Origin of the sequence: Bacillus sp. COPE52, from assembly GCF_003355115.1 — a bacterium.
GTDB lineage: Bacteria > Bacillota > Bacilli > Bacillales > Bacillaceae_G > Bacillus_A > Bacillus_A toyonensis.
Map to the genome: position 1 here is coordinate 4008275 of NZ_CP031292.1, position 18479 is coordinate 4026753.

Genomic DNA, 18479 nt, shown 5'->3' on the forward strand with positions numbered 1-18479 from the left:
CAATAAGTAATTATTCAGTATTTGAATAAATTATGGGAAAATTGGTTTAAGGAAACCATTTTAAATATGACAAAACTCCAAACATTGGATTTATATTCAATAGAAGAAAAAGATGTAGAATTTTGTCTTGTTGTACGTGTTTACTTTTTATTCCGTTACATATAGGCTTTGTGGTGTAAGGGGGAGACATCGCCTTTGCGCTACATTTAGAAGGAGGTCATTGTGATGAAAAAGATGAGAAAATTTGCGGGAGTAGCTTTAGCGGGGACAATTGGATTAAGTGGACTACTTTTTTTAGAACCAAGTATAAGTGCTGCAGAAACATCGCAAGTGCAAGAGGAGAATTTTAATGCGATTCATGTAAAGATGAATCAAAGTGAGCAGTATTTATTGAGTGGTAGAAGTATTGATGTTCTTTCGGGAGATAAAGAAGCAATTCAGTTAAATAAATACACAATTAGTTTTAGTAAACCTGGCGAGTATGTGATTAGGGTAAATGGTTGTGTTTATGACGATATCTATACTTTTACTGTGAGTGAGTAGTATATACTCTTATATTGTGAGATAAAAAAAGAAACACCCTATTTGCGGTGAGAATCGTAAATAGGGTGAATTATTTGTTAGAAAGTTAATGAAAAGAGCAATAGGTATTTAGTTGTGTTTTATATATTTTCATTAATTTGCTCTTTATTTTTGTTATGTAAAGTGTGTAAAAGTGTTTGAAATACTGTAAATGATTGCTGAAAGATTGGACTTTGAATAAAAGTGTATAGAAACGTTACGATGAAAACAGGACCTCCTAGCATATATCCAATAACTAATACAACGCATTCTACTATGATTCTAGCACGGCTAATAGACAGTCCCGTTTTGTCGGAAATAGTAAGCATGAATCCATCGCGAGGTCCAGCACCAATTTCAGCCGCAACATACATACCTCCCCCAATACCTGTGATTGCAATACCGGAAAATAAGATGAGTAAGTTTATCCATAAATAATGAGTAGCGTTTGGAAGGATATTTGATTGTAAGAAAAAGTCCATAATAGGACCGATAAGCAGTGCATTTAAAAATGTGCCTACGTTTATATATTTTCGATCTACTAGTAAAGAAATGAGAACGAGACATAATCCACATATGACACTCCACGTACCAATGGTCCATCCAAATCTTTGGTAGAGGGCCATATTTAAAACTTCCCAAGGATGCAAACCGAGAAATTTAACTTTGACTGCAAGAGCGTTTCCAAGGCCAAAGAAAATTAATCCTAAGAAAAAAAGAAAATAGCGAAAGAGAGTTAGCCTCATCTTTAAAACCTCCCATATTTTATAATTATGTATGTTACCTGTTACGGTTTTAATGTACAAATATTATGTCTTTTTAGCATTCGTTTAAAATTGTTAACAATGTAAATGAAATATACATCTTCACAGTCAAAACAGTTAAAATATTTCGTTTTAAGGATTATAATGGAGAGAGAAACAGAAAAGGGAGTGAACGAACTTGAAACAAGAACTTATTGAAAGATTTACGAGATATGTAAAAATTGATACCCAATCAAATGAAGAAAGCCATACAGTGCCAACAACACCTGGACAAATTGAATTTGGTAAATTATTAGTTGAAGAGTTAAAAGAAATTGGGTTAACAGAAGTAACGATGGATGACAATGGTTATGTAATGGCAACACTTCCCGCTAATACGGACAAGGATGTGCCTGTAATCGGATTTTTAGCCCATTTAGATACGGCAACAGACTTTACGGGGAAAAACGTAAAACCACAAATTCATGAAAATTTTGATGGTCATGCAATTACGTTAAATGAAGAGCTAAATGTTGTTTTAACACCAGAGCAGTTCCCGGAATTACCATCATATAAAGGACATACGATTATTACAACTGATGGTACAACACTTCTAGGTGCAGATGATAAAGCTGGTCTTACAGAAATTATGGTTGCAATGAACCATTTAATACATAATCCGCAAATTAAGCATGGGAAAATAAGAGTAGCATTTACACCGGATGAAGAAATTGGTCGTGGGCCAGCGCATTTTGATGTAGAAACGTTTGGTGCATCATTCGCTTACACGATGGATGGAGGTCCATTAGGTGGTTTAGAGTATGAAAGTTTTAATGCTGCAGGTGCTAAGTTAACGTTTAACGGAACGAATACACATCCTGGAACAGCGAAAAATAAAATGCGTAACGCAACGAAACTTGCTATGGAGTTTAACGGGCATTTACCAGTAGAAGAGGCGCCAGAATATACAGAAGGCTATGAAGGGTTCTATCATTTACTTTCTTTAAATGGTGATGTTGAGCAAAGTAAAGCGTATTATATTATTCGAGATTTTGATCGTGAAAATTTTGAGACACGTAAAAATAACGTTGAAAATATTGTGAAGCAAATGCAAGAGAAGTATGGGCAAGATGCGGTCGTTTTAGAAATGAATGATCAATATTATAACATGCTTGAAAAAATTGAACCGGTAAGAGAAATTGTTGATATTGCATATGAAGCGATGAAAAGTTTAAATATCGAACCGAACATTCACCCGATTCGCGGTGGAACAGATGGATCACAATTATCATATATGGGATTACCGACGCCAAATATTTTCACTGGTGGTGAAAACTACCACGGTAAATTTGAGTATGTTTCGGTAGATACTATGGAAAAAGCTGTTCAAGTTATTGTAGAAATCGCAAGACGATTTGAAGAACAAGCTTAGACAAGAACCAAGTAGTACGAATGTGCTACTTGGTTCTTTTTAATATAGCACGCGCCACAAATAAAAAGTTGCATAAGATTCCCAATTTGTCCAGTTTGCCGCAAAGTCTTTTATTTCATGTTTAGTCGGTTTATTTTCGGAACCTGTAATAAATTTAATTGCATTATGCAGACCAACATCATCAATTGGAAAGGCTGAAGGGAAGCGTAAACAGCGCATTAAAACATAGTGGGCAGTCCACGGTCCTATACCATGGATAGCGGTTAATTGTTTTTCAGCAATTTTTACATCTTGTGTTTGTAGTAACGATTCTTTTGATAGTTTCCCTTCTGTAATAAGCCTCGCAATACCGATTAAATATTCACATTTTCTAGTCGTCATTTTTAATTTTTTAAGATCCTCTACATGTGAATTTGCAATTGTTTCAGGTGATGGGAATATCCTATGTTTTCTATCGTTCCATTTTACGTAACTTCCAAATTGTTCAACTAATCTTCTTTTTAGCGTATAAGCATATGCGAGGTTAATTTGTTGACCGATAATTCCCCAGGAAAGTGCTTCGAATAAATCTGGAATACCTAATGTGCGAAGCCCATAATAATCTTGAATAGGGCCTTGAAGGAGTGGGTCATGTTTAGCTAATGTATAAAAAGGAGCTAAATCGGTAGTGAAATCAAACCACTCTATTACGTAGTTAGCTATAGCATCACATACCCATTTTTCAGAGTTATAGGATTCTCCTAAAAAACGTATTTGAATATTTCCTTCAGTATTTATACTAATTTCAACTAAAGGGTTTACATGTTCAACAGGAATGACTTTATAAATTTTGTTATCTTCAATGTGAAACATACATTCATTGTTAGAACGTGATAGATAGCGTAAGTTTTCTTGGAAATTAAATTCTTTTGGAGCTGCTAAAGTCAATGCGTTATTATATTCTGCTGTCATATGAATTCCACCTGTAATTTTTCTAATGTGAGCAATTCTTTTTTCATTTCTAATCCGCCTCTAAAACCAGTTAGTTTTCCATCTTTTCCTATAACGCGATGGCAAGGAATCGTAATGAGAAGAGGGTTGGCGGCAATAGCAGAAGCAACGGCACGCACAGCTGTAGGTTTTTGAATTCTTTCTGCAATTTCTGAATAAGAATAGGTCTTCCCGTAAGGAATTTCACGTACCGTATTCCAAACGGATAATTGAAAAGCAGTTCCGTAAGCATCGATAGGGAAAGTAAAAGTTTCACGCTTGTTTTCTAAATACTCCATAATTTCTTTCGTATATGTTTGCATGTAATCTGGATTGCAAGTCAATATATGTTGGGGCTGTTTTTTTCTAGCCCATATATTTAGTTCTTCAAAGTTTGCGTCTTGTGATCCAATGAAACAAATTCCATTTTCAGTTGCAGCAATATGAAAGCACCAATTTTTATGTGTAAGTAGCGTCCAATATATAGATTTATTTTTGTAGGAATTCATTATTGTCTACCTCTTTCATTACGTTCTTTTTTCGATATTCAGTAGGAGTAAATCCAGTTTTCTTTTTAAATAAAGTTGCGAAATACTCTTGGTTTTCTATCCCGACAGCAGTACTAATTTCCTTAACGGATTGCTTTGTATGTGAAAGATATTCCATCGCTTTTACAATCCTGAATTGCTGTATATATTCCATTGGGCTAATTCCTGTTATTCTTTTGAAAGTGCGTTGTAAATGAAAGGGGCTACCGTGGCACATTTCCGCCAGTATGTCGAGAGTTAATGCTTCGTCAAAATGCTTTTCAATATACTGTTTAATTTGTTCTACCCACTCTTCATTTGGTAAAGTAATCCCATTTGGTTTACAACGTTTGCACGGACGAAAGTTTTCCTGCAATGCCTGTTCTGCATGAAGAAAAATTCGTACATTGTTTTGATTCGGTATTCTTGATTTACACGATGGTCGGCAAAAGATACCAGTTGATTTCACAGCATAAAAGAATTTGTTGTCATAGGAAGAATCATTATGAATAATTGCTTGCCAATACACACTTGTTAACATAAATTCTCCATTGTGCAAAGAACATCACCTCTGAAATTAGTATAACCTGAATAAAGTGCGTATGTACGTATTCAAAAATGTAAGAGCAAGATTACAAAGATGAAAATATGATTGTTTTTCTATTTTGTGATAGCATGAACTTTGAAAGTGAACAGCAAGAGGAGGATTATAAGTGAAGTTAATTTCATGGAATGTAAATGGTTTACGTGCAGTTATCACAAAAGGTGGATTTTTAGAATATCTTGAGGAATCCAATGCAGATATATTTTGTCTACAAGAAATTAAATTACAGAGTGGACAAATTGATTTAAATCTAGAGGGATATTATACATATTGGAATTATGCTGTGAAAAAAGGCTATTCAGGAACGGCAATTTTTACGAAAAAAGAACCGCTTTCTGTTACGTACGGTTTAGGCATTGAAGAGCATGATCAAGAAGGCAGAGTCATTACTTTAGAATTCGAAGATTTTTACATGATAACGTTATATACGCCAAACTCAAAACGAGGATTAGAGCGTTTAGATTACAGAATGGAATGGGAAGATGATTTCAGGGCTTACATAAAGCAATTAGATGAAAAGAAACCAGTTATTTTCTGTGGAGATTTAAATGTTGCTCATAAAGAAATAGATTTAAAAAATCCAAAAAGTAACCGTAAAAACCCTGGATTCTCTGATGAAGAAAGGGAGAAGTTTACACGTATTTTAGAAGAAGGATTTGTTGATACGTACCGTCACCTTTATCCTAATCAGGAAGGTGCATACTCTTGGTGGTCCTATCGTATGGGAGCAAGAGCGAAAAATATCGGATGGCGTTTAGATTATTTTGTTGTCTCGGACAGAATAAAAGGGCAAATAACGGATGCGAAAATTAACAGTGAAATAATAGGATCAGACCATTGTCCAGTTGAATTACATATAAATTTCTAAAAAAAGAAGTATCTCGCTAATAATAGGCGGATACTTCTTTTTAATTCAGTTTGTTAAAATTTTTCAAATCATTCTTGAAATAATTACATATTAAATATATACTTAGTAACGATAATCATTATCAGTGAAAAGATTATCAATGGATGAAGTATAAAAGAATTATAGTTTAGGGGAAGTGAATGGGAATGAGTTCCGGATAAAATTATTAATCTAATGAAATATATGCTTAGAACAAGTTTCATGTAGTTAAGTTTTTATATAAAAATAATCTATTTACAGGTTTCGAGAGGAGATATATAAAGATGAACAAGAAGTTATTTACATTAGGGATGGTTACAGTTTTAAGTGTAGGGTTAGCGGCATGTAATAGTGCGGATAAAACTTCAGGGGAGCAAAAGCAACAGACAAAAGCTACGGAAACAAAAAAAGATGAAAAACGAAAAATTACATATTTAGGTAAAGAATATACAGTGCCAGCAAAAGTAGATAAAATTGCGACAGCTAGTTTAGAGTCAATGGAAGATGCGGCAGTACTTGGAATTAAACCAGTTGGTGCGATTACTGTAGGTGGTAAATTACCAAAGTATCTTGAAAAAGATTTAGAGGGTGCAAAATCTGTTGGTGAGAAAATGCAACCGAATTTTGAAACATTACTTCAATTAAAACCAGATGTTATTACATCAAGTACGAAATTCCCAGCAGAAACAGCTGAAAAGTTTACGAAAGTAGCTCCGACGTTCCCAGTATCACACGTTTCAACAAATTGGGAAGATAACTTAAAGTTAATGGGAGAATTAACTGGTAAAAAAGATAAAGCAGAAAAGATTATTAAAGATTACAATGCGGACGCTGAAAAAGCAAAAGCAAAACTAGGAGATAAGTTAAAAGACAAAAAAGTACTTGTCGTTAGACTAAGAGCAAACGAATTATTCCTATATCCTGAAGGCGTATACTTTAACCCTGTCATTTATAAAGATCTTGGACTAACTGCTCCAGAGCAATTGAAAACTGTAAAAGCACAAGAGAAAATTTCATTTGAAAAACTTGCTGAACTTAACCCGGATTATATTTTCTTACAATACGAGGCAAGTGAAAATAAAAACCCGAAAGTACTAGAAGAAATTGAAAGCAATCCAATTTGGCAAAGTATGAATGCTGCGAAAGAAAAGAAAGTATTTGTAAACGTTGTGGATCCAATGGCACAAGGTGGTACAGCTTGGAGTAAAACAGCATTCTTAAAAGAAGCAGTGAAAAATTTATCTAAATAATACAATAAGTAAGGTGCGTTGAATGATATGCAGAAAACAAATGCAGTACCAGTAACTATATTATGTATAGCACCCATACTCATCTTAGCTACAGTTATACTTTCTATTTTGTATGGTGCGAAAAGTATTGATGCTGAAACAGTGTGGAACGCATTATTTCATTTTGATTCAAGCGATGTAAATCATAATATTATTATTACTTCACGTTTACCAAGGGTAGTTGCAGCTCTTTTAGTCGGAGCATTTCTAGCCATATCAGGAGCACTTATGCAGGGGATGACAAGAAACTATCTTGCATCCCCTTCTATTATGGGTGTGACGGATGGTGCAGCCTTTGTTATTACACTATGTATGATTTTTCTTCCAGGAATGTCATCGATCGGTATGGTTTTATGTTCAATGATTGGTTCTGCACTAGGGGCCGGTATCGTGTTTGGTTTTGGCTCACTTCTTCAAAATGGCTTATCTCCTGTTAGGTTAGCAATTATAGGGACAGTTATTGGAACATTTTTAAGCAGTGTATCAGCTGCGATGGCTTCGTATTTCCAAATCTCTCAAAATGTTAGTTTTTGGTTTAATGCAAAGTTAGACCAAGTGGACCCTAATATAATTAAAATCACGATACCTTTTGGGATAATTGGGATAGTTTTAGCGCTGTTAATAGCGAAATCTATTACCATTCTTTCTTTAGGAGAAGAAGTTTCTATTAATCTAGGGCAGCGTACAAAACTAGTAAAAGCGATGGCAATTTTATCAGTAATTTTTTTAACAGGAACAGCAGTTGCTTTAGTAGGAAAAGTTGGTTTTGTAGGCTTAATTATTCCACACATTACTCGCTTTATTATTGGGGTAGATTATAAGTGGATTTTACCATGTGCGGGTGTTATTGGTGGAGTTTTCTTAGCTTTATGTGATGTACTAAGTAGATTTGTAAACTATCCATTTGAAACGCCAATTGGAGTCGTTACATCTTTAATTGGGATTCCTTTCTTCCTTTATTTAATCCGTACAAGAGGAGGAGAGAGACATGCTTAAAAGTTCAAGTCAACGTTTTGGAATGACGATGGGGATTATTATATTTTTAATACTATGTGCCATTTATATTAGTTTAACGAATGGAACGTTTGATATTACGATTACAGATGTATTTAAAACACTTTTTAGAATAGATCCGTTACCAGAGCATGATTTAGTTATTTTTGAGTTTCGTCTTCCGCGCATTGTAATTGCTGGATTAGTAGGATTAGGATTAGGCGTTGCGGGTGCTGTAATTCAAGGGATTACGAGAAATGGTTTGGCGGACCCAGGTATTTTAGGAGTAAATGCCGGAGCAGGTACAGCTATCGTCATTTTTATGTTTTTCTTTCAAGGACAATTAAAGAGCACAGACTGGATTTCTATAATGATGATGCCGATGTTTGGCCTAGTTGGTGGATTAGGTGCAGCCATTATAATCTATCTGTTTTCTTGGAAAAACGGTAAGTTAGATTCGCAGCGACTTTTGTTAACAGGGATTGCAATCGGTTCAGGGTTTGGCGCATTCTCTATGTATTTATCACTCAAAATGAAATCAACTGATTTTGAGATGGCTGCAGTTTGGGTGTCTGGAAGCATATATAGTGCAAACTGGAAGTATATTATTGCTATGTTACCGTGGCTTATCATTTTAATTCCACTTATACAGAAGAAAGCTTATTTATTAGATTTATTTCAATTGGAAGAAACGAGTATTACGAGTTTAGGTGTTTCAGTAGAAAGAGAGAAATCAATTTTACTATTAAGTAGTATCGGACTTGTAAGCGCATGTGTTGCTGTTTCAGGAAGTATTGGTTTCATAGGACTAATGGCACCGCATATAGCGAAAAGACTTGTTGGTATTCAGCATAAGCATATCATTCCTACGTGCGGAGTAATCGGAATGTTTCTTGTAATTGCTTCAGACTTTATTGCAAAAACAGTTTTCACACCTGTAGAGTTACCAGTTGGAATCGTTATTTCTATTGTCGGTGTACCGTATTTCTTATATTTACTTTATAAGGCGAAAGCGTAAGAGGAGGAATAAAAGTGAGTATGTTAAGTGCAAAAAATTTAGAAACAAGTTATGAAAAACTTACAGTGTTTCGCGATTTAAATGTGGAAATACAAGAAGGAAAAGTAACGACAATTATAGGGCCAAACGGGTGCGGTAAATCAACACTATTAAAAACGATGGGACGAATTTTAAAGCAAAAAAGCGGTAAAGTGTATTTGCAAGGAAAGGATTTAAATACAATTCCAACGAAAGAAATTGCCAAGCTGTTAGCTTTACTTCCGCAAACTCCGATTGCACCAGGAGAGCTTAAAGTAGAAGAATTAATTTCTTATGGACGCTATCCACATCGAAATAACGTAAACAAGTTAACCTCAAAAGATAAAGAAATGATTGATTGGGCATTAGATATAACGAAAACTTCAGAATTTAGAACGAGACAAATTGCAAATTTATCAGGTGGTCAACGACAAAAGGTATGGCTAGCAATGGCTTTAGCACAAGAGACAGAAGTGTTGCTATTAGATGAACCGACTACATATCTTGATATGTCTCACCAATTAGATGTATTGCAAATTGTAGAAAAGTTAAATAGAGAACATAACTGTACGATTGTAATGGTATTGCATGATATTAACCACGCAGCAAGGTTTTCCGATGAAATTATTGCAATGAAAGATGGAAAAATTGTTACAACTGGTAGTCCAGAAGAAATTATTACAAATGAAGTTTTAAAAGAAGTATTTCATATTGATGCGCGTGTCATGATTGACCCGTATAATGGGGCTCCTGTTTGTTTCGGTTATGATAGTGTTGTATCTCAAGAAGAAAAAGTAGAAATATATGTAACGAGCTAAAAGGGGGAGATAGGGTGAATACTACTATTGAAAAACAGCAGATTATTACATCTAATACAGAACAGTGGAAAATGTATTCAAAAGTAGAGGGTAAGGAATATCAAATTCATATTTCAAAGCCGAGGCAACCAGCACCGGATTCAGGATACCCTGTCATATACGTATTAGATGGCAATGCCTTTTTTCAAACATTTCATGAAGCGGTTAAAATACAATCAGTAAGGGCTGAAAAAACAGGTGTTTCACCAGCCGTTATAGTAGGTATGGGTTATCCAATTGAAGGAGCATTTTCAGGAGAAGAAAGATGCTATGATTTTACACCTAGCGTAATTTCAAAAGATGCTCCTTTAAAACCAGACGGTAAACCGTGGCCTAAAACAGGAGGAGCACATAACTTCTTTACTTTTATTGAAGAAGAAGTTAAACCGCAAATTGAAAAAAGTTTTGCGATTGATAAAGGAAAACAAACGTTATTTGGGCATTCGCTAGGTGGCCTATTTGCTTTACATATATTATTTACAAACGTAAATGCCTTTCAAAATTATTTTATTAGTAGCCCATCTATTTGGTGGAATAACCAATCTGTGCTTGAAAAAGAAGAGAATCTTATAAATGAATTAAACAATGCAAAGGTTAAAACAGGAGTATTTCTTACAGTTGGTTCACTTGAACGAGAGCATATGGTTGTAGGTGCAAATGAATTGTCAGAGCGCCTTCTCCAAGTAAAACACGATCAATTTAGATTTATGTTTTATGAAGCAGAAGGAGAGAATCATGCATCTGTTGTGCCGACTTCTTTAAGTAAAGGGTTGAGATTTATTAGTCATGTATCCAGTGTTTAAAAGGCTAGTGATTGGAGTAAATTCACATTTTTAAGTTAGTTAATCAAGTGATCGTCTAATAAAATGCAAACAAAAGGCTATGGGGAAATTTTCCATAGTCTTTTGTGTTGTTCAAGTAGAATTGTCCTTTTTGAAAGTTTTGTTTCAACTTTTCGTCTAAAGAGACAAAAAGTTGTCACATTTCCGTCACAATTAGCATAAACATAAAATAGACGAAATGAACTTATTTCCAAAAAGGCTTGATTCATTCAAATCAAGAGGAATAGAGCTGAAAAAGCGCGGATTAAAAGTTCACTATATTCTCAAGGAGGTAGATCGTATGAAAACTATTCTTGCTATCGCTGGACTGATTTGGGTTCTATCACATGGCATCCCAATTTATGAAGGAGAACAAATTCGCAGTGCTCTGAATAAAAATTTTAATGAATATCATATCATTGATCGGCAAGATAATGTTGTGACAGTTCGAGTGAATGATTGTTTTCATACGGTGACCGTTGAAGGAACTTCAGTAGTGAATGATACAAAAGTATGTGATCAGCAATAACTATATATAGGAAGAAAAAAGTCTCAATTTAAACGTGTGAAGATTGAGGCTTTTATATTTGTAGGCGAATAATAAGCGGGGATGGACAATCCCCGCTTATTATTGTTTCAATTTATCCCGCTATTTGCCGGGCAGGCTACCAGTAAAAGCCCGATTGGGGAGTGCTAATTAAAGTTTCACTTTATTGGATTTTGATTGGAGATATAATGATTTTTTTACAAAAAGGAAAGGGTATAATAAAAATTGAGACTGAGAAGCTAATAATGTGTTAAGAATAATCATAAAGTGGAAATATACTCATATGGGGTATCATACATAGATATTTAATGCTATAATTAGTATACTCATAAAAGCAATTGTTTTATTGGATGAAGAGAAATTTTAAGAAGGTGATAATATGGATCATAAAGAGCATGAATCAGTAACACATAGATCAGAAAAAGAAAAAGAGCAAATTATAAATAGATTGAAGAGAATCGAAGGACAAGTTCGTGGTATTCAAAATATGATTGAAAATGATCGTTATTGCGTTGATATTTTAGTGCAAATTTCAGCGATTAATGCAGCGATGAAAAAAGTAGGAATGGGTGTCTTAAAAAATCATACGAGTCATTGTGTTTCAGGAGCTATTAAAAATGGAAATGGTGACGAAGCAATTGAAGAATTAATGACAGTATTTGAACGTTTTTCAAAAGCGTAAAAACAAGCTAGTATGTAACTGGCTTGTTTTTTTTGTTTACCCGTATATTGGATTTAGGTGTATTGTAGTGAAAAATTGTGTGTAAAATAAACGTTTAGAAAATAATTGAAAAATCATGATACAAAACCATTGATTACCTTAGGGGGGTATGGTAAGATGTAGTTGTGATTAACAAACAATGAAGAAACAAGAGGAGGATTTTAAATGGAACAGTTAACATTAAAAGTTGAAGGTATGTCTTGTGGACATTGTGTAAACTCTATCGAAAGCAGTGTGAAAGAGCTAAACGGTGTTGAACAAGTGAAGGTTCAATTAGCAGAAGGAACTGTTGAAGTTACTATCGACTCGTCTGCTATAACATTAAAAGATATCGTTGCTGTAATCGAAGATCAAGGATACGATGTTCAATAATTATTTTTAGATATGGAAATAAATCGTACTTTAAACGAAGTACGATTTATTTTGCTAATAATTATACCTTATAAGGGTATATAGAGGTGAGAGACATGAATGAACAAAAAGAGGCCAATCTTCAAATATCAGGAATGACATGTGCAGCATGTGCCAATAGAATTGAAAAAGGTCTGAAAAAAGTAGAAGGTGTTCATGATGCAAATGTAAATTTTGCACTTGAAAAAACAAAAATAATGTACGATCCAACTAAAACAAATCCGCAACACTTTAAAGAAAAAGTTGAATCGTTAGGATATGGAATTGTAAGTGATAAAGCTGAATTTACTGTTTCAGGAATGACATGTGCAGCATGTGCGAATAGAGTTGAAAAGCGTTTAAATAAGTTAGATGGTGTGAACAAAGCGACGGTTAATTTCGCTTTAGAGTCGGCAACGGTAGACTTTAATCCTGATGAAGTCAGTGTAAATGAAATGAAGAGTACGATTACAAAGTTAGGATATAAATTAGAAGTGAAATCAGATGAGCAAGATGGATCAACAGATCATCGCTTACAAGAAATTGAACGACAAAAGAAGAAATTTATTATTTCGTTTATTTTATCATTCCCGTTATTGTGGGCAATGGTGAGTCATTTCTCATTTACATCGTTTATTTATTTACCTGATATGCTAATGAACCCTTGGGTACAGCTAGCCCTTGCAACTCCTGTTCAATTTATCATTGGTGGACAGTTTTATATTGGAGCTTATAAAGCGTTACGTAATAAAAGTGCGAATATGGATGTCCTCGTGGCACTTGGAACGTCGGCCGCTTATTTCTATAGTGTATATTTAAGTATTCAATCTATTGGTTCTTCGGAACATATGACAGATTTATATTTTGAAACGAGTGCGGTACTTATTACATTAATTATTTTAGGTAAATTATTTGAAGCAAAGGCAAAGGGACGTTCATCAGAAGCAATTAAAAAGTTAATGGGATTACAAGCGAAAACAGCTACAGTTGTGCGAGATGGAACAGAAATGAAGATTTTAATCGAAGAAGTGGTAGCTGGTGATATCGTTTATGTAAAACCTGGTGAAAAAATACCGGTTGATGGAGAAATTGTAGAAGGAAAATCTGCGATTGATGAATCGATGTTAACGGGTGAAAGTATTCCAGTTGATAAAACAATTGGAGATGTAGTAATTGGTTCTACAATAAATAAAAATGGATTTTTAAAAGTTAAAGCAACTAAGGTAGGTAGAGATACGGCATTAGCTCAAATTATTAAAGTAGTAGAAGAAGCGCAAGGATCGAAAGCGCCTATTCAACGGGTAGCTGATCAAATTTCTGGTATTTTCGTACCGGTTGTAGTTGTGATTGCTATTATTACATTTGCAGTGTGGATGATATTTGTTACACCTGGTGATTTTGGCGGAGCGCTTGAGAAAATGATAGCAGTACTTGTTATCGCTTGCCCATGTGCGTTAGGTCTTGCGACACCTACATCTATTATGGCTGGATCAGGAAGATCAGCTGAGTATGGTATTTTATTTAAAGGTGGAGAGCATTTAGAAGCAACGCACCGATTAGATACGGTTATTTTAGACAAAACGGGTACTGTGACAAATGGGAAGCCAGTGTTAACAGATATAATTGTAGCAGATGGATTCCATGAAGAAGAAATACTACGTTTAGTAGGAGCGGCAGAAAAAAATTCTGAACACCCACTTGCAGAAGCGATAGTAGAAGGAATTAAAGAAAAGAAAATTGATATACCAAGTTCGGAAACATTTGAAGCAATTCCTGGGTTCGGTATTGAATCGATTGTTGAAGGGAAACAATTATTAATTGGTACACGTCGATTAATGACGAAGTTTAATATTGATATTGAAGAAGTTTCTAAATCGATGGAAGAGCTAGAGCGAGAAGGAAAAACAGCAATGTTAATAGCGATAGATAAGGAGTATGCTGGAATAGTTGCTGTTGCGGATACTGTAAAAGATACTTCAAAAGCAGCTATCGCACGACTTAAGAAAATGGGTCTAGACGTTGTTATGATTACAGGGGATAATACACAAACTGCTCAGGCAATTGCAGGGCAAGTTGGTATTGATCACGTAATTGCAGAAGTATTGCCAGAAGGAAAAGCAGAAGAAGTGAAAAAACTGCAAGCGCAAGGTAAGAAAGTAGCGATGGTTGGAGATGGAATAAATGATGCTCCTGCTCTTGCTACAGCAGACATTGGTATGGCAATTGGAACAGGAACGGATGTAGCGATGGAAGCAGCGGATATTACGTTAATCCGTGGTGATTTAAATAGTATTGCCGATGCAATTTTTATGAGTAAAATGACGATTAGAAATATTAAGCAAAACCTATTCTGGGCGTTAGCTTATAATGGCTTAGGGATCCCAATTGCAGCATTAGGTTTCTTAGCACCTTGGGTTGCAGGGGCGGCGATGGCATTTAGCTCGGTATCAGTCGTATTAAATGCGCTAAGATTGCAAAGAGTGAAATTAAAATAATAAAAATTTTAATTTATAGAGTAATTGAAAATGCTTTTATACAAAAAACAATACTTTGAATAAGTGTTGTTTTTTTGTTTGTATAAAAAGAAAAAAGGTATAATAAAGCAGCAATATTGAATCTTATTATAGTAGAAAGCCGAGTGTTAGTTTAGTAAGGAGACTCATATATGTTAACGGATATTATAATTAGGACATTCCAGAAAGAGGATTTAGAAACAGTATTACAATTGTTCTATGAAACAGTTCATACGGTGAATGCAAGAGATTATAACGAGTTACAGCTACAGGCATGGGCGCCAAAGCGACTAGATAGAGAAAGATGGCTACAGTCTTTAGAAAAGAATATTTGTTACGTTGCTGAGTATAGAGGTGTGATAGTGGGGTTTGGGGATTATAATGATGAGCATTATATAGATCGCTTATTTACGCATAAAGATTATCAAGGAAAAGGGGTAGCTTCATACATATTACAGAAGTTAGAAAAAGAAGCAGTGAACTTAGGGCACGGGGATATATATACAGAGGCGAGTATTACAGCAAAATCTTTCTTTGAAAGGAAAGGTTTTATTTGCATAAAGGAACAAAAAAAACAGCACAATGGTCAGATTTTTATTAATTATGTTATGAAAAAATAGCCTTCTCATAAACGAGAAGGCTATTTTTTCATTATTTTACAGCTTCTTTTAGTTCTTTACCAGCTTTGAAAGCAGGTACTTTAGAAGCTGCGATTTGCATTTCTTCACCAGTTTGTGGGTTACGGCCTGTACGAGCAGCTCTTTCACGAACTTCGAATGTACCGAATCCGATAAGTTGTACTTTTTCACCAGCAGCTAAAGCGTTAGTGATTGATTCTACTACAGTTTGTACAACTACAGTAGCTTCTTTTTGAGAAATCTCAGCATTTTGTGCTACGTTTTTAATTAATTCTGTTTTATTCATGTTTTTCACCTCATATGTAAATAATGCTATTTAAGTTGTTATTATAACGTATAAAACATTCGAGAACAAGTGTACGTAGATATATTCACGAAAAAAATGAAATTTGTAATATTTTTTAGGCCTACTTTATAACCATTCCATTTAAGCGGATATAGATTTGTTCTGTATTTCAGTCTTCTCTTTATTTGTAGGTAGTTTCTTATTATAAGATATGAAATAAGGTAGTTCTACAAAATACAAACCGCCTACTAAATTCCCAAAGAAAACAAGAAGTTTGGGAAATATTCAATCCAAGTTACATGACCGGTAAAAATTGCAGCTGGGATAACAAACATATTTGCTACAACGTGTTGAAACCCCAATTTTTTTCATGTTGTCACATCAATGTAACAAAAGGATTTTAAACTACATCTAGAGGTGAAAACATGAATACGCATCATGTAAAAAAAGAACAAAAAAAATCAATCTTAAAGAAACTTATTATAAGTTTCATAAGTATAGTAATGATTCCAGTAAGCTTGTATTTCTATGCGACAGAAATAGAACGAAAACTAATAACAGTTACGTGGAATGAAATAGAAGCCCCGACGATTCCTAAAGAGTTTAATAATAAAAAAATATTGCAATTCTCAGATGTACATTTAGGACCAGAGTTTACATTGAAACAACTAGAAAATTTGGTGGAGAAGATGAATGAATTGCATCCAGATATAGTAGTTTTCACAGGAGATTTAATAGATAAGTTTGGATCTTATAGTGCGGAAAAAGATGAAGCGAAGGTTATTTTGCAGAAAATTAATGCTCCCTTAGGGAAATATGCTGTGTTTGGGAATCATGATAGGGGCGGGGGTGGTAGTGTGTTTTATAAAAAGTATATGGAGGAAGCTGGTTTTTCTGTATTAGTAAATGAAGTGCAGAAAATTAAAGTGGGAAACGGTAAATATATTACAATATCAGGTTTGGATGATTTCTTATTAGGGAAGCCGCAAATAGACGCGACTTTAAAACATGTAAGGCAACAAGATTTCAATATGCTATTAGTACATGAGCCGGATGTTGTAGACAAAGTAGCTTGTTATCCAGTTGATTTTCAAGTTTCAGGGCATAGTCACGGAGGACAAGTTCAAATTCCTTTTATAGGTCCATTAATTACTACAAAATTAGCTGAGAGCTATGTTGAAGGTATGTATGAATTAGAAGGGAAGAATAAGCCGTTACATTTATACGTAAATCGAGGTATTGGGACAACCCGAATGCCGGTTAGATTTTGGAGTGTACCTGAACTTTCAGTATTTGTGTTGAAGCAAAATAGTAATTAGACGATTCTAGAATAGTAGGAGGACTTTCAGAGAAAGTTCTCCTTTTTATTGATTAAATACAGAATGTTATGTAAATTAAATTTAAAGTGTTAAAAAAGAAAGGGGAATTTCTATGATAGAAACATGGCATAAAGAGTTGGAAAGTTTGTATAACCAAATGGTTTCGTGGCGAAGAGATTTTCATCAATACCCAGAGCTATCGTTTCAAGAAATAGAAACACCGAAAAAAATAGCTGCAATCTTAAAAAGTTTTCATATTGATGTGAAAACAGATGTCGGGGGAAGAGGAATCATCGGCGTAATTGAAGGTGGGAAATCTGGGAAGACAATCGCGTTGCGTGCTGATTTTGATGCACTACCTATTCAAGATGAAAAGAAAGTTTCATATAAATCAAAGGTTCCGGGCGTAATGCACGCTTGTGGCCATGATGGACATACAGCAACACTTTTAGGAGTTGCAAAAATATTAAGTGATCATAGAGACCAACTTTCTGGAAAAATAGTTCTTATACACCAACATGCAGAAGAGAAAGAGCCTGGCGGGGCTATCGCTATGATTGAGGATGGTTGTTTAGAAGGAGTAGATGTTGTTTTTGGTACGCATGTATCTTCTCAAATGCCTGTAGGAATTGTTGGTGCGAAAGCAGGAGCAATGATGGCGGCAGCTGATTCTTTTGAGGTGAAGGTTCAAGGGCGAGGTGGTCACGGAGGTATGCCGCATCATACTGTAGATGCTATTATTGTTGCAACACAAATTATTAACCAGTTGCAACTGTTAGTTAGTAGAAAAGTCGATCCACTTCAATCCGTAGTTTTAACAGTTGGTACATTCCATGCTGGTCAAGCGGATAATATTATTGCGGATACTGCTACGTTTACAGGAACCATTCGAACGTTAGATCCTGAAGTAAGAGAATATATGGAGAAGGAATTTAGACGAGTTGTTGAGGGGATTTGTCAGTCTCTTCAGGCTGAAGTTAATATTCAATATAAACGTGGCTATCCAATATTAATAAATCATGTAGAGGAAACGAGTCATTTTATGGAGGTTGCAGAACGTGATCTTGGAAGAGAAAGGGTCATTGAAGTGCCGCCGATTATGGGTGGTGAAGATTTTGCATACTACTTAGAGCATGTTCCAGGAGCATTTTTCTTCACAGGTGCGGGTAATGAAGAAATAGGAGCAACATATCCGCATCATCATCCTCAATTTGATTTTGATGAACGTGCAATGTTAGTTGGTGGGAAGTTACTTTTAAGTCTCGTAAATAGCTATTTACGAAATGGAGATGAATCTCTTCGTACTGTAGATATGGATGTGAAAAAGTAATTTACATAAATAAAAAA

At 34.8% G+C, this 18479-nt stretch carries 20 protein-coding genes and 1 pseudogene; 15 read left to right on the forward strand and 6 right to left on the reverse strand.

Translation table 11 applies throughout. The features are described from left to right. The first annotated feature begins 225 nt into the window (after positions 1 to 225). On the forward strand, positions 226 to 543 hold the full coding sequence (locus tag DPQ31_RS20100) for a hypothetical protein (RefSeq protein WP_016108957.1): 318 nt from the start codon (positions 226 to 228) through the stop codon (positions 541 to 543). A 119-nt stretch (positions 544 to 662) separates the two neighbouring features. Here DPQ31_RS20100 and DPQ31_RS20105 read toward each other — a convergent pair whose 3' ends face one another. Next, the gene (locus DPQ31_RS20105; RefSeq protein WP_098711846.1) at positions 663 to 1307 is read right to left on the reverse strand and encodes a YczE/YyaS/YitT family protein; all 645 of its coding nucleotides are present in this window, start codon (positions 1305 to 1307) and stop codon (positions 663 to 665) included. A gap of 196 nt (positions 1308 to 1503) precedes the next feature. On the opposite strand from DPQ31_RS20105, the gene pepT reads away from it, so the two are divergent. Further along, the gene (gene pepT / locus DPQ31_RS20110) at positions 1504 to 2736 is read left to right on the forward strand and encodes a peptidase T (RefSeq protein ID WP_097957683.1); all 1233 of its coding nucleotides are present in this window, start codon (positions 1504 to 1506) and stop codon (positions 2734 to 2736) included. A gap of 39 nt (positions 2737 to 2775) precedes the next feature. Here the strand turns inward: pepT and DPQ31_RS20115 are convergent, their stop codons facing one another. Genes DPQ31_RS20115 through DPQ31_RS20125 form a run of 3 tightly spaced genes read right to left on the reverse strand, consistent with a single transcriptional unit; the run spans position 2776 to position 4773 of the window. Then, positions 2776 to 3687 carry a DNA-3-methyladenine glycosylase 2 gene (locus DPQ31_RS20115; protein WP_097957685.1) on the reverse strand — a complete coding sequence of 304 codons (912 nt, stop codon included), beginning with the start codon at positions 3685 to 3687 and terminating at the stop codon, positions 2776 to 2778. Next, complete coding sequence (locus DPQ31_RS20120; protein WP_098711848.1) at positions 3684 to 4214, reverse strand: methylated-DNA--[protein]-cysteine S-methyltransferase; 531 nt, start codon at positions 4212 to 4214, stop codon at positions 3684 to 3686. The genes DPQ31_RS20115 and DPQ31_RS20120 overlap by 4 nt, the downstream gene beginning before the upstream one ends. Further along, a complete protein-coding gene (locus DPQ31_RS20125; protein ID WP_208732107.1) occupies positions 4195 to 4773 on the reverse strand; it encodes a bifunctional transcriptional activator/DNA repair enzyme AdaA in 579 nt (192 codons plus the stop codon). The genes DPQ31_RS20120 and DPQ31_RS20125 overlap by 20 nt, the downstream gene beginning before the upstream one ends. 172 nt (positions 4774 to 4945) lie before the next feature. Here DPQ31_RS20125 and DPQ31_RS20130 point away from each other — a divergent pair, with 172 nt between their 5' ends. The 11 genes from DPQ31_RS20130 to DPQ31_RS20180 all read left to right on the forward strand — a co-directional run bounded on the left by DPQ31_RS20130 (position 4946) and on the right by DPQ31_RS20180 (position 15509). After that, positions 4946 to 5704, forward strand: a complete 759-nt coding sequence (locus DPQ31_RS20130; RefSeq protein ID WP_000767623.1) for an exodeoxyribonuclease III — start codon at positions 4946 to 4948, stop codon at positions 5702 to 5704. Positions 5705 to 6006: 302 nt separating this feature from the next. Then, positions 6007 to 6972 (forward strand): iron-hydroxamate ABC transporter substrate-binding protein, encoded by a 966-nt coding sequence (locus tag DPQ31_RS20135; protein WP_001035500.1) that lies wholly within the window; start codon positions 6007 to 6009, stop codon positions 6970 to 6972. Positions 6973 to 6999: 27 nt separating this feature from the next. After that, positions 7000 to 8007, forward strand: coding sequence for a FecCD family ABC transporter permease (locus tag DPQ31_RS20140; RefSeq protein WP_001173039.1), 1008 nt, complete (start codon positions 7000 to 7002; stop codon positions 8005 to 8007). Further along, entirely contained in the window at positions 8000 to 9022 is a 1023-nt protein-coding gene (locus DPQ31_RS20145) for a FecCD family ABC transporter permease (RefSeq protein ID WP_000920445.1), read from the forward strand. Before DPQ31_RS20140 ends, DPQ31_RS20145 begins: the two co-directional genes overlap by 8 nt. A 14-nt stretch (positions 9023 to 9036) precedes the next feature. Next, positions 9037 to 9858 carry an ABC transporter ATP-binding protein gene (locus DPQ31_RS20150; protein WP_097957688.1) on the forward strand — a complete coding sequence of 274 codons (822 nt, stop codon included), beginning with the start codon at positions 9037 to 9039 and terminating at the stop codon, positions 9856 to 9858. Positions 9859 to 9872: 14 nt separating this feature from the next. After that, on the forward strand, positions 9873 to 10700 hold the full coding sequence (locus DPQ31_RS20155; RefSeq protein ID WP_098711849.1) for an alpha/beta hydrolase: 828 nt from the start codon (positions 9873 to 9875) through the stop codon (positions 10698 to 10700). Positions 10701 to 11019: 319 nt separating this feature from the next. After that, on the forward strand, positions 11020 to 11247 hold the full coding sequence (locus DPQ31_RS20160; RefSeq protein ID WP_000849103.1) for a hypothetical protein: 228 nt from the start codon (positions 11020 to 11022) through the stop codon (positions 11245 to 11247). 397 nt (positions 11248 to 11644) lie between these two features. Continuing rightward, positions 11645 to 11947, forward strand: coding sequence for a metal-sensing transcriptional repressor (locus tag DPQ31_RS20165; RefSeq protein ID WP_000349642.1), 303 nt, complete (start codon positions 11645 to 11647; stop codon positions 11945 to 11947). Positions 11948 to 12151: 204 nt separating this feature from the next. Then, a complete protein-coding gene (copZ, locus tag DPQ31_RS20170; RefSeq protein ID WP_000436968.1) occupies positions 12152 to 12358 on the forward strand; it encodes a copper chaperone CopZ in 207 nt (68 codons plus the stop codon). A 95-nt stretch (positions 12359 to 12453) separates the two neighbouring features. Beyond that, positions 12454 to 14871 carry a heavy metal translocating P-type ATPase gene (locus DPQ31_RS20175; protein ID WP_097953950.1) on the forward strand — a complete coding sequence of 806 codons (2418 nt, stop codon included), beginning with the start codon at positions 12454 to 12456 and terminating at the stop codon, positions 14869 to 14871. A 170-nt stretch (positions 14872 to 15041) separates the two neighbouring features. Further along, positions 15042 to 15509, forward strand: a complete 468-nt coding sequence (locus tag DPQ31_RS20180; RefSeq protein ID WP_000954491.1) for a GNAT family N-acetyltransferase — start codon at positions 15042 to 15044, stop codon at positions 15507 to 15509. Between the two features lie 31 nt (positions 15510 to 15540). Here DPQ31_RS20180 and DPQ31_RS20185 read toward each other — a convergent pair whose 3' ends face one another. Next, complete coding sequence (locus tag DPQ31_RS20185) at positions 15541 to 15813, reverse strand: HU family DNA-binding protein (protein WP_001043903.1); 273 nt, start codon at positions 15811 to 15813, stop codon at positions 15541 to 15543. A gap of 141 nt (positions 15814 to 15954) precedes the next feature. After that, a pseudogene (locus tag DPQ31_RS20190) lies at positions 15955 to 16175 on the reverse strand (formate/nitrite transporter family protein); the annotation flags it as partial. A 63-nt stretch (positions 16176 to 16238) separates the two neighbouring features. Between DPQ31_RS20190 and DPQ31_RS20195 the strand changes: the two are divergent. Both DPQ31_RS20195 and DPQ31_RS20200 read left to right on the forward strand, forming a co-directional pair. Next, positions 16239 to 17132: a metallophosphoesterase gene (locus DPQ31_RS20195; protein WP_001091710.1), complete on the forward strand. Its 894-nt coding sequence runs from the start codon at positions 16239 to 16241 to the stop codon at positions 17130 to 17132. Between the two features lie 112 nt (positions 17133 to 17244). Next, entirely contained in the window at positions 17245 to 18462 is a 1218-nt protein-coding gene (locus DPQ31_RS20200) for a M20 metallopeptidase family protein (RefSeq protein ID WP_000573505.1), read from the forward strand. The last annotated feature ends 17 nt before the right edge of the window (positions 18463 to 18479 follow it).

Excerpts from the sequence above, each read along its gene's own strand:
- DPQ31_RS20200 (WP_000573505.1), top strand. The coding sequence starts at position 17,245 with ATGATAGAAACATGGCATAAAGAGTTGGAAAGTTTGTATAACCAAATG.
- DPQ31_RS20180 (WP_000954491.1), top strand. The coding sequence starts at position 15,042 with ATGTTAACGGATATTATAATTAGGACATTCCAGAAAGAGGATTTAGAA.
- copZ (WP_000436968.1), top strand. The coding sequence starts at position 12,152 with ATGGAACAGTTAACATTAAAAGTTGAAGGTATGTCTTGTGGACATTGT.
- DPQ31_RS20125 (WP_208732107.1), bottom strand. The coding sequence starts at position 4,773 with ATGTTAACAAGTGTGTATTGGCAAGCAATTATTCATAATGATTCTTCC.
- DPQ31_RS20175 (WP_097953950.1), top strand. The coding sequence starts at position 12,454 with ATGAATGAACAAAAAGAGGCCAATCTTCAAATATCAGGAATGACATGT.
- DPQ31_RS20115 (WP_097957685.1), bottom strand. The coding sequence starts at position 3,687 with ATGACAGCAGAATATAATAACGCATTGACTTTAGCAGCTCCAAAAGAA.
- DPQ31_RS20100 (WP_016108957.1), top strand. The coding sequence starts at position 226 with ATGAAAAAGATGAGAAAATTTGCGGGAGTAGCTTTAGCGGGGACAATT.
- DPQ31_RS20165 (WP_000349642.1), top strand. The coding sequence starts at position 11,645 with ATGGATCATAAAGAGCATGAATCAGTAACACATAGATCAGAAAAAGAA.
- DPQ31_RS20140 (WP_001173039.1), top strand. The coding sequence starts at position 7,000 with ATGCAGAAAACAAATGCAGTACCAGTAACTATATTATGTATAGCACCC.
- DPQ31_RS20135 (WP_001035500.1), top strand. The coding sequence starts at position 6,007 with ATGAACAAGAAGTTATTTACATTAGGGATGGTTACAGTTTTAAGTGTA.
- DPQ31_RS20105 (WP_098711846.1), bottom strand. The coding sequence starts at position 1,307 with ATGAGGCTAACTCTCTTTCGCTATTTTCTTTTTTTCTTAGGATTAATT.
- DPQ31_RS20145 (WP_000920445.1), top strand. The coding sequence starts at position 8,000 with ATGCTTAAAAGTTCAAGTCAACGTTTTGGAATGACGATGGGGATTATT.
- DPQ31_RS20120 (WP_098711848.1), bottom strand. The coding sequence starts at position 4,214 with ATGAATTCCTACAAAAATAAATCTATATATTGGACGCTACTTACACAT.
- DPQ31_RS20185 (WP_001043903.1), bottom strand. The coding sequence starts at position 15,813 with ATGAATAAAACAGAATTAATTAAAAACGTAGCACAAAATGCTGAGATT.
- DPQ31_RS20160 (WP_000849103.1), top strand. The coding sequence starts at position 11,020 with ATGAAAACTATTCTTGCTATCGCTGGACTGATTTGGGTTCTATCACAT.
- DPQ31_RS20195 (WP_001091710.1), top strand. The coding sequence starts at position 16,239 with ATGAATACGCATCATGTAAAAAAAGAACAAAAAAAATCAATCTTAAAG.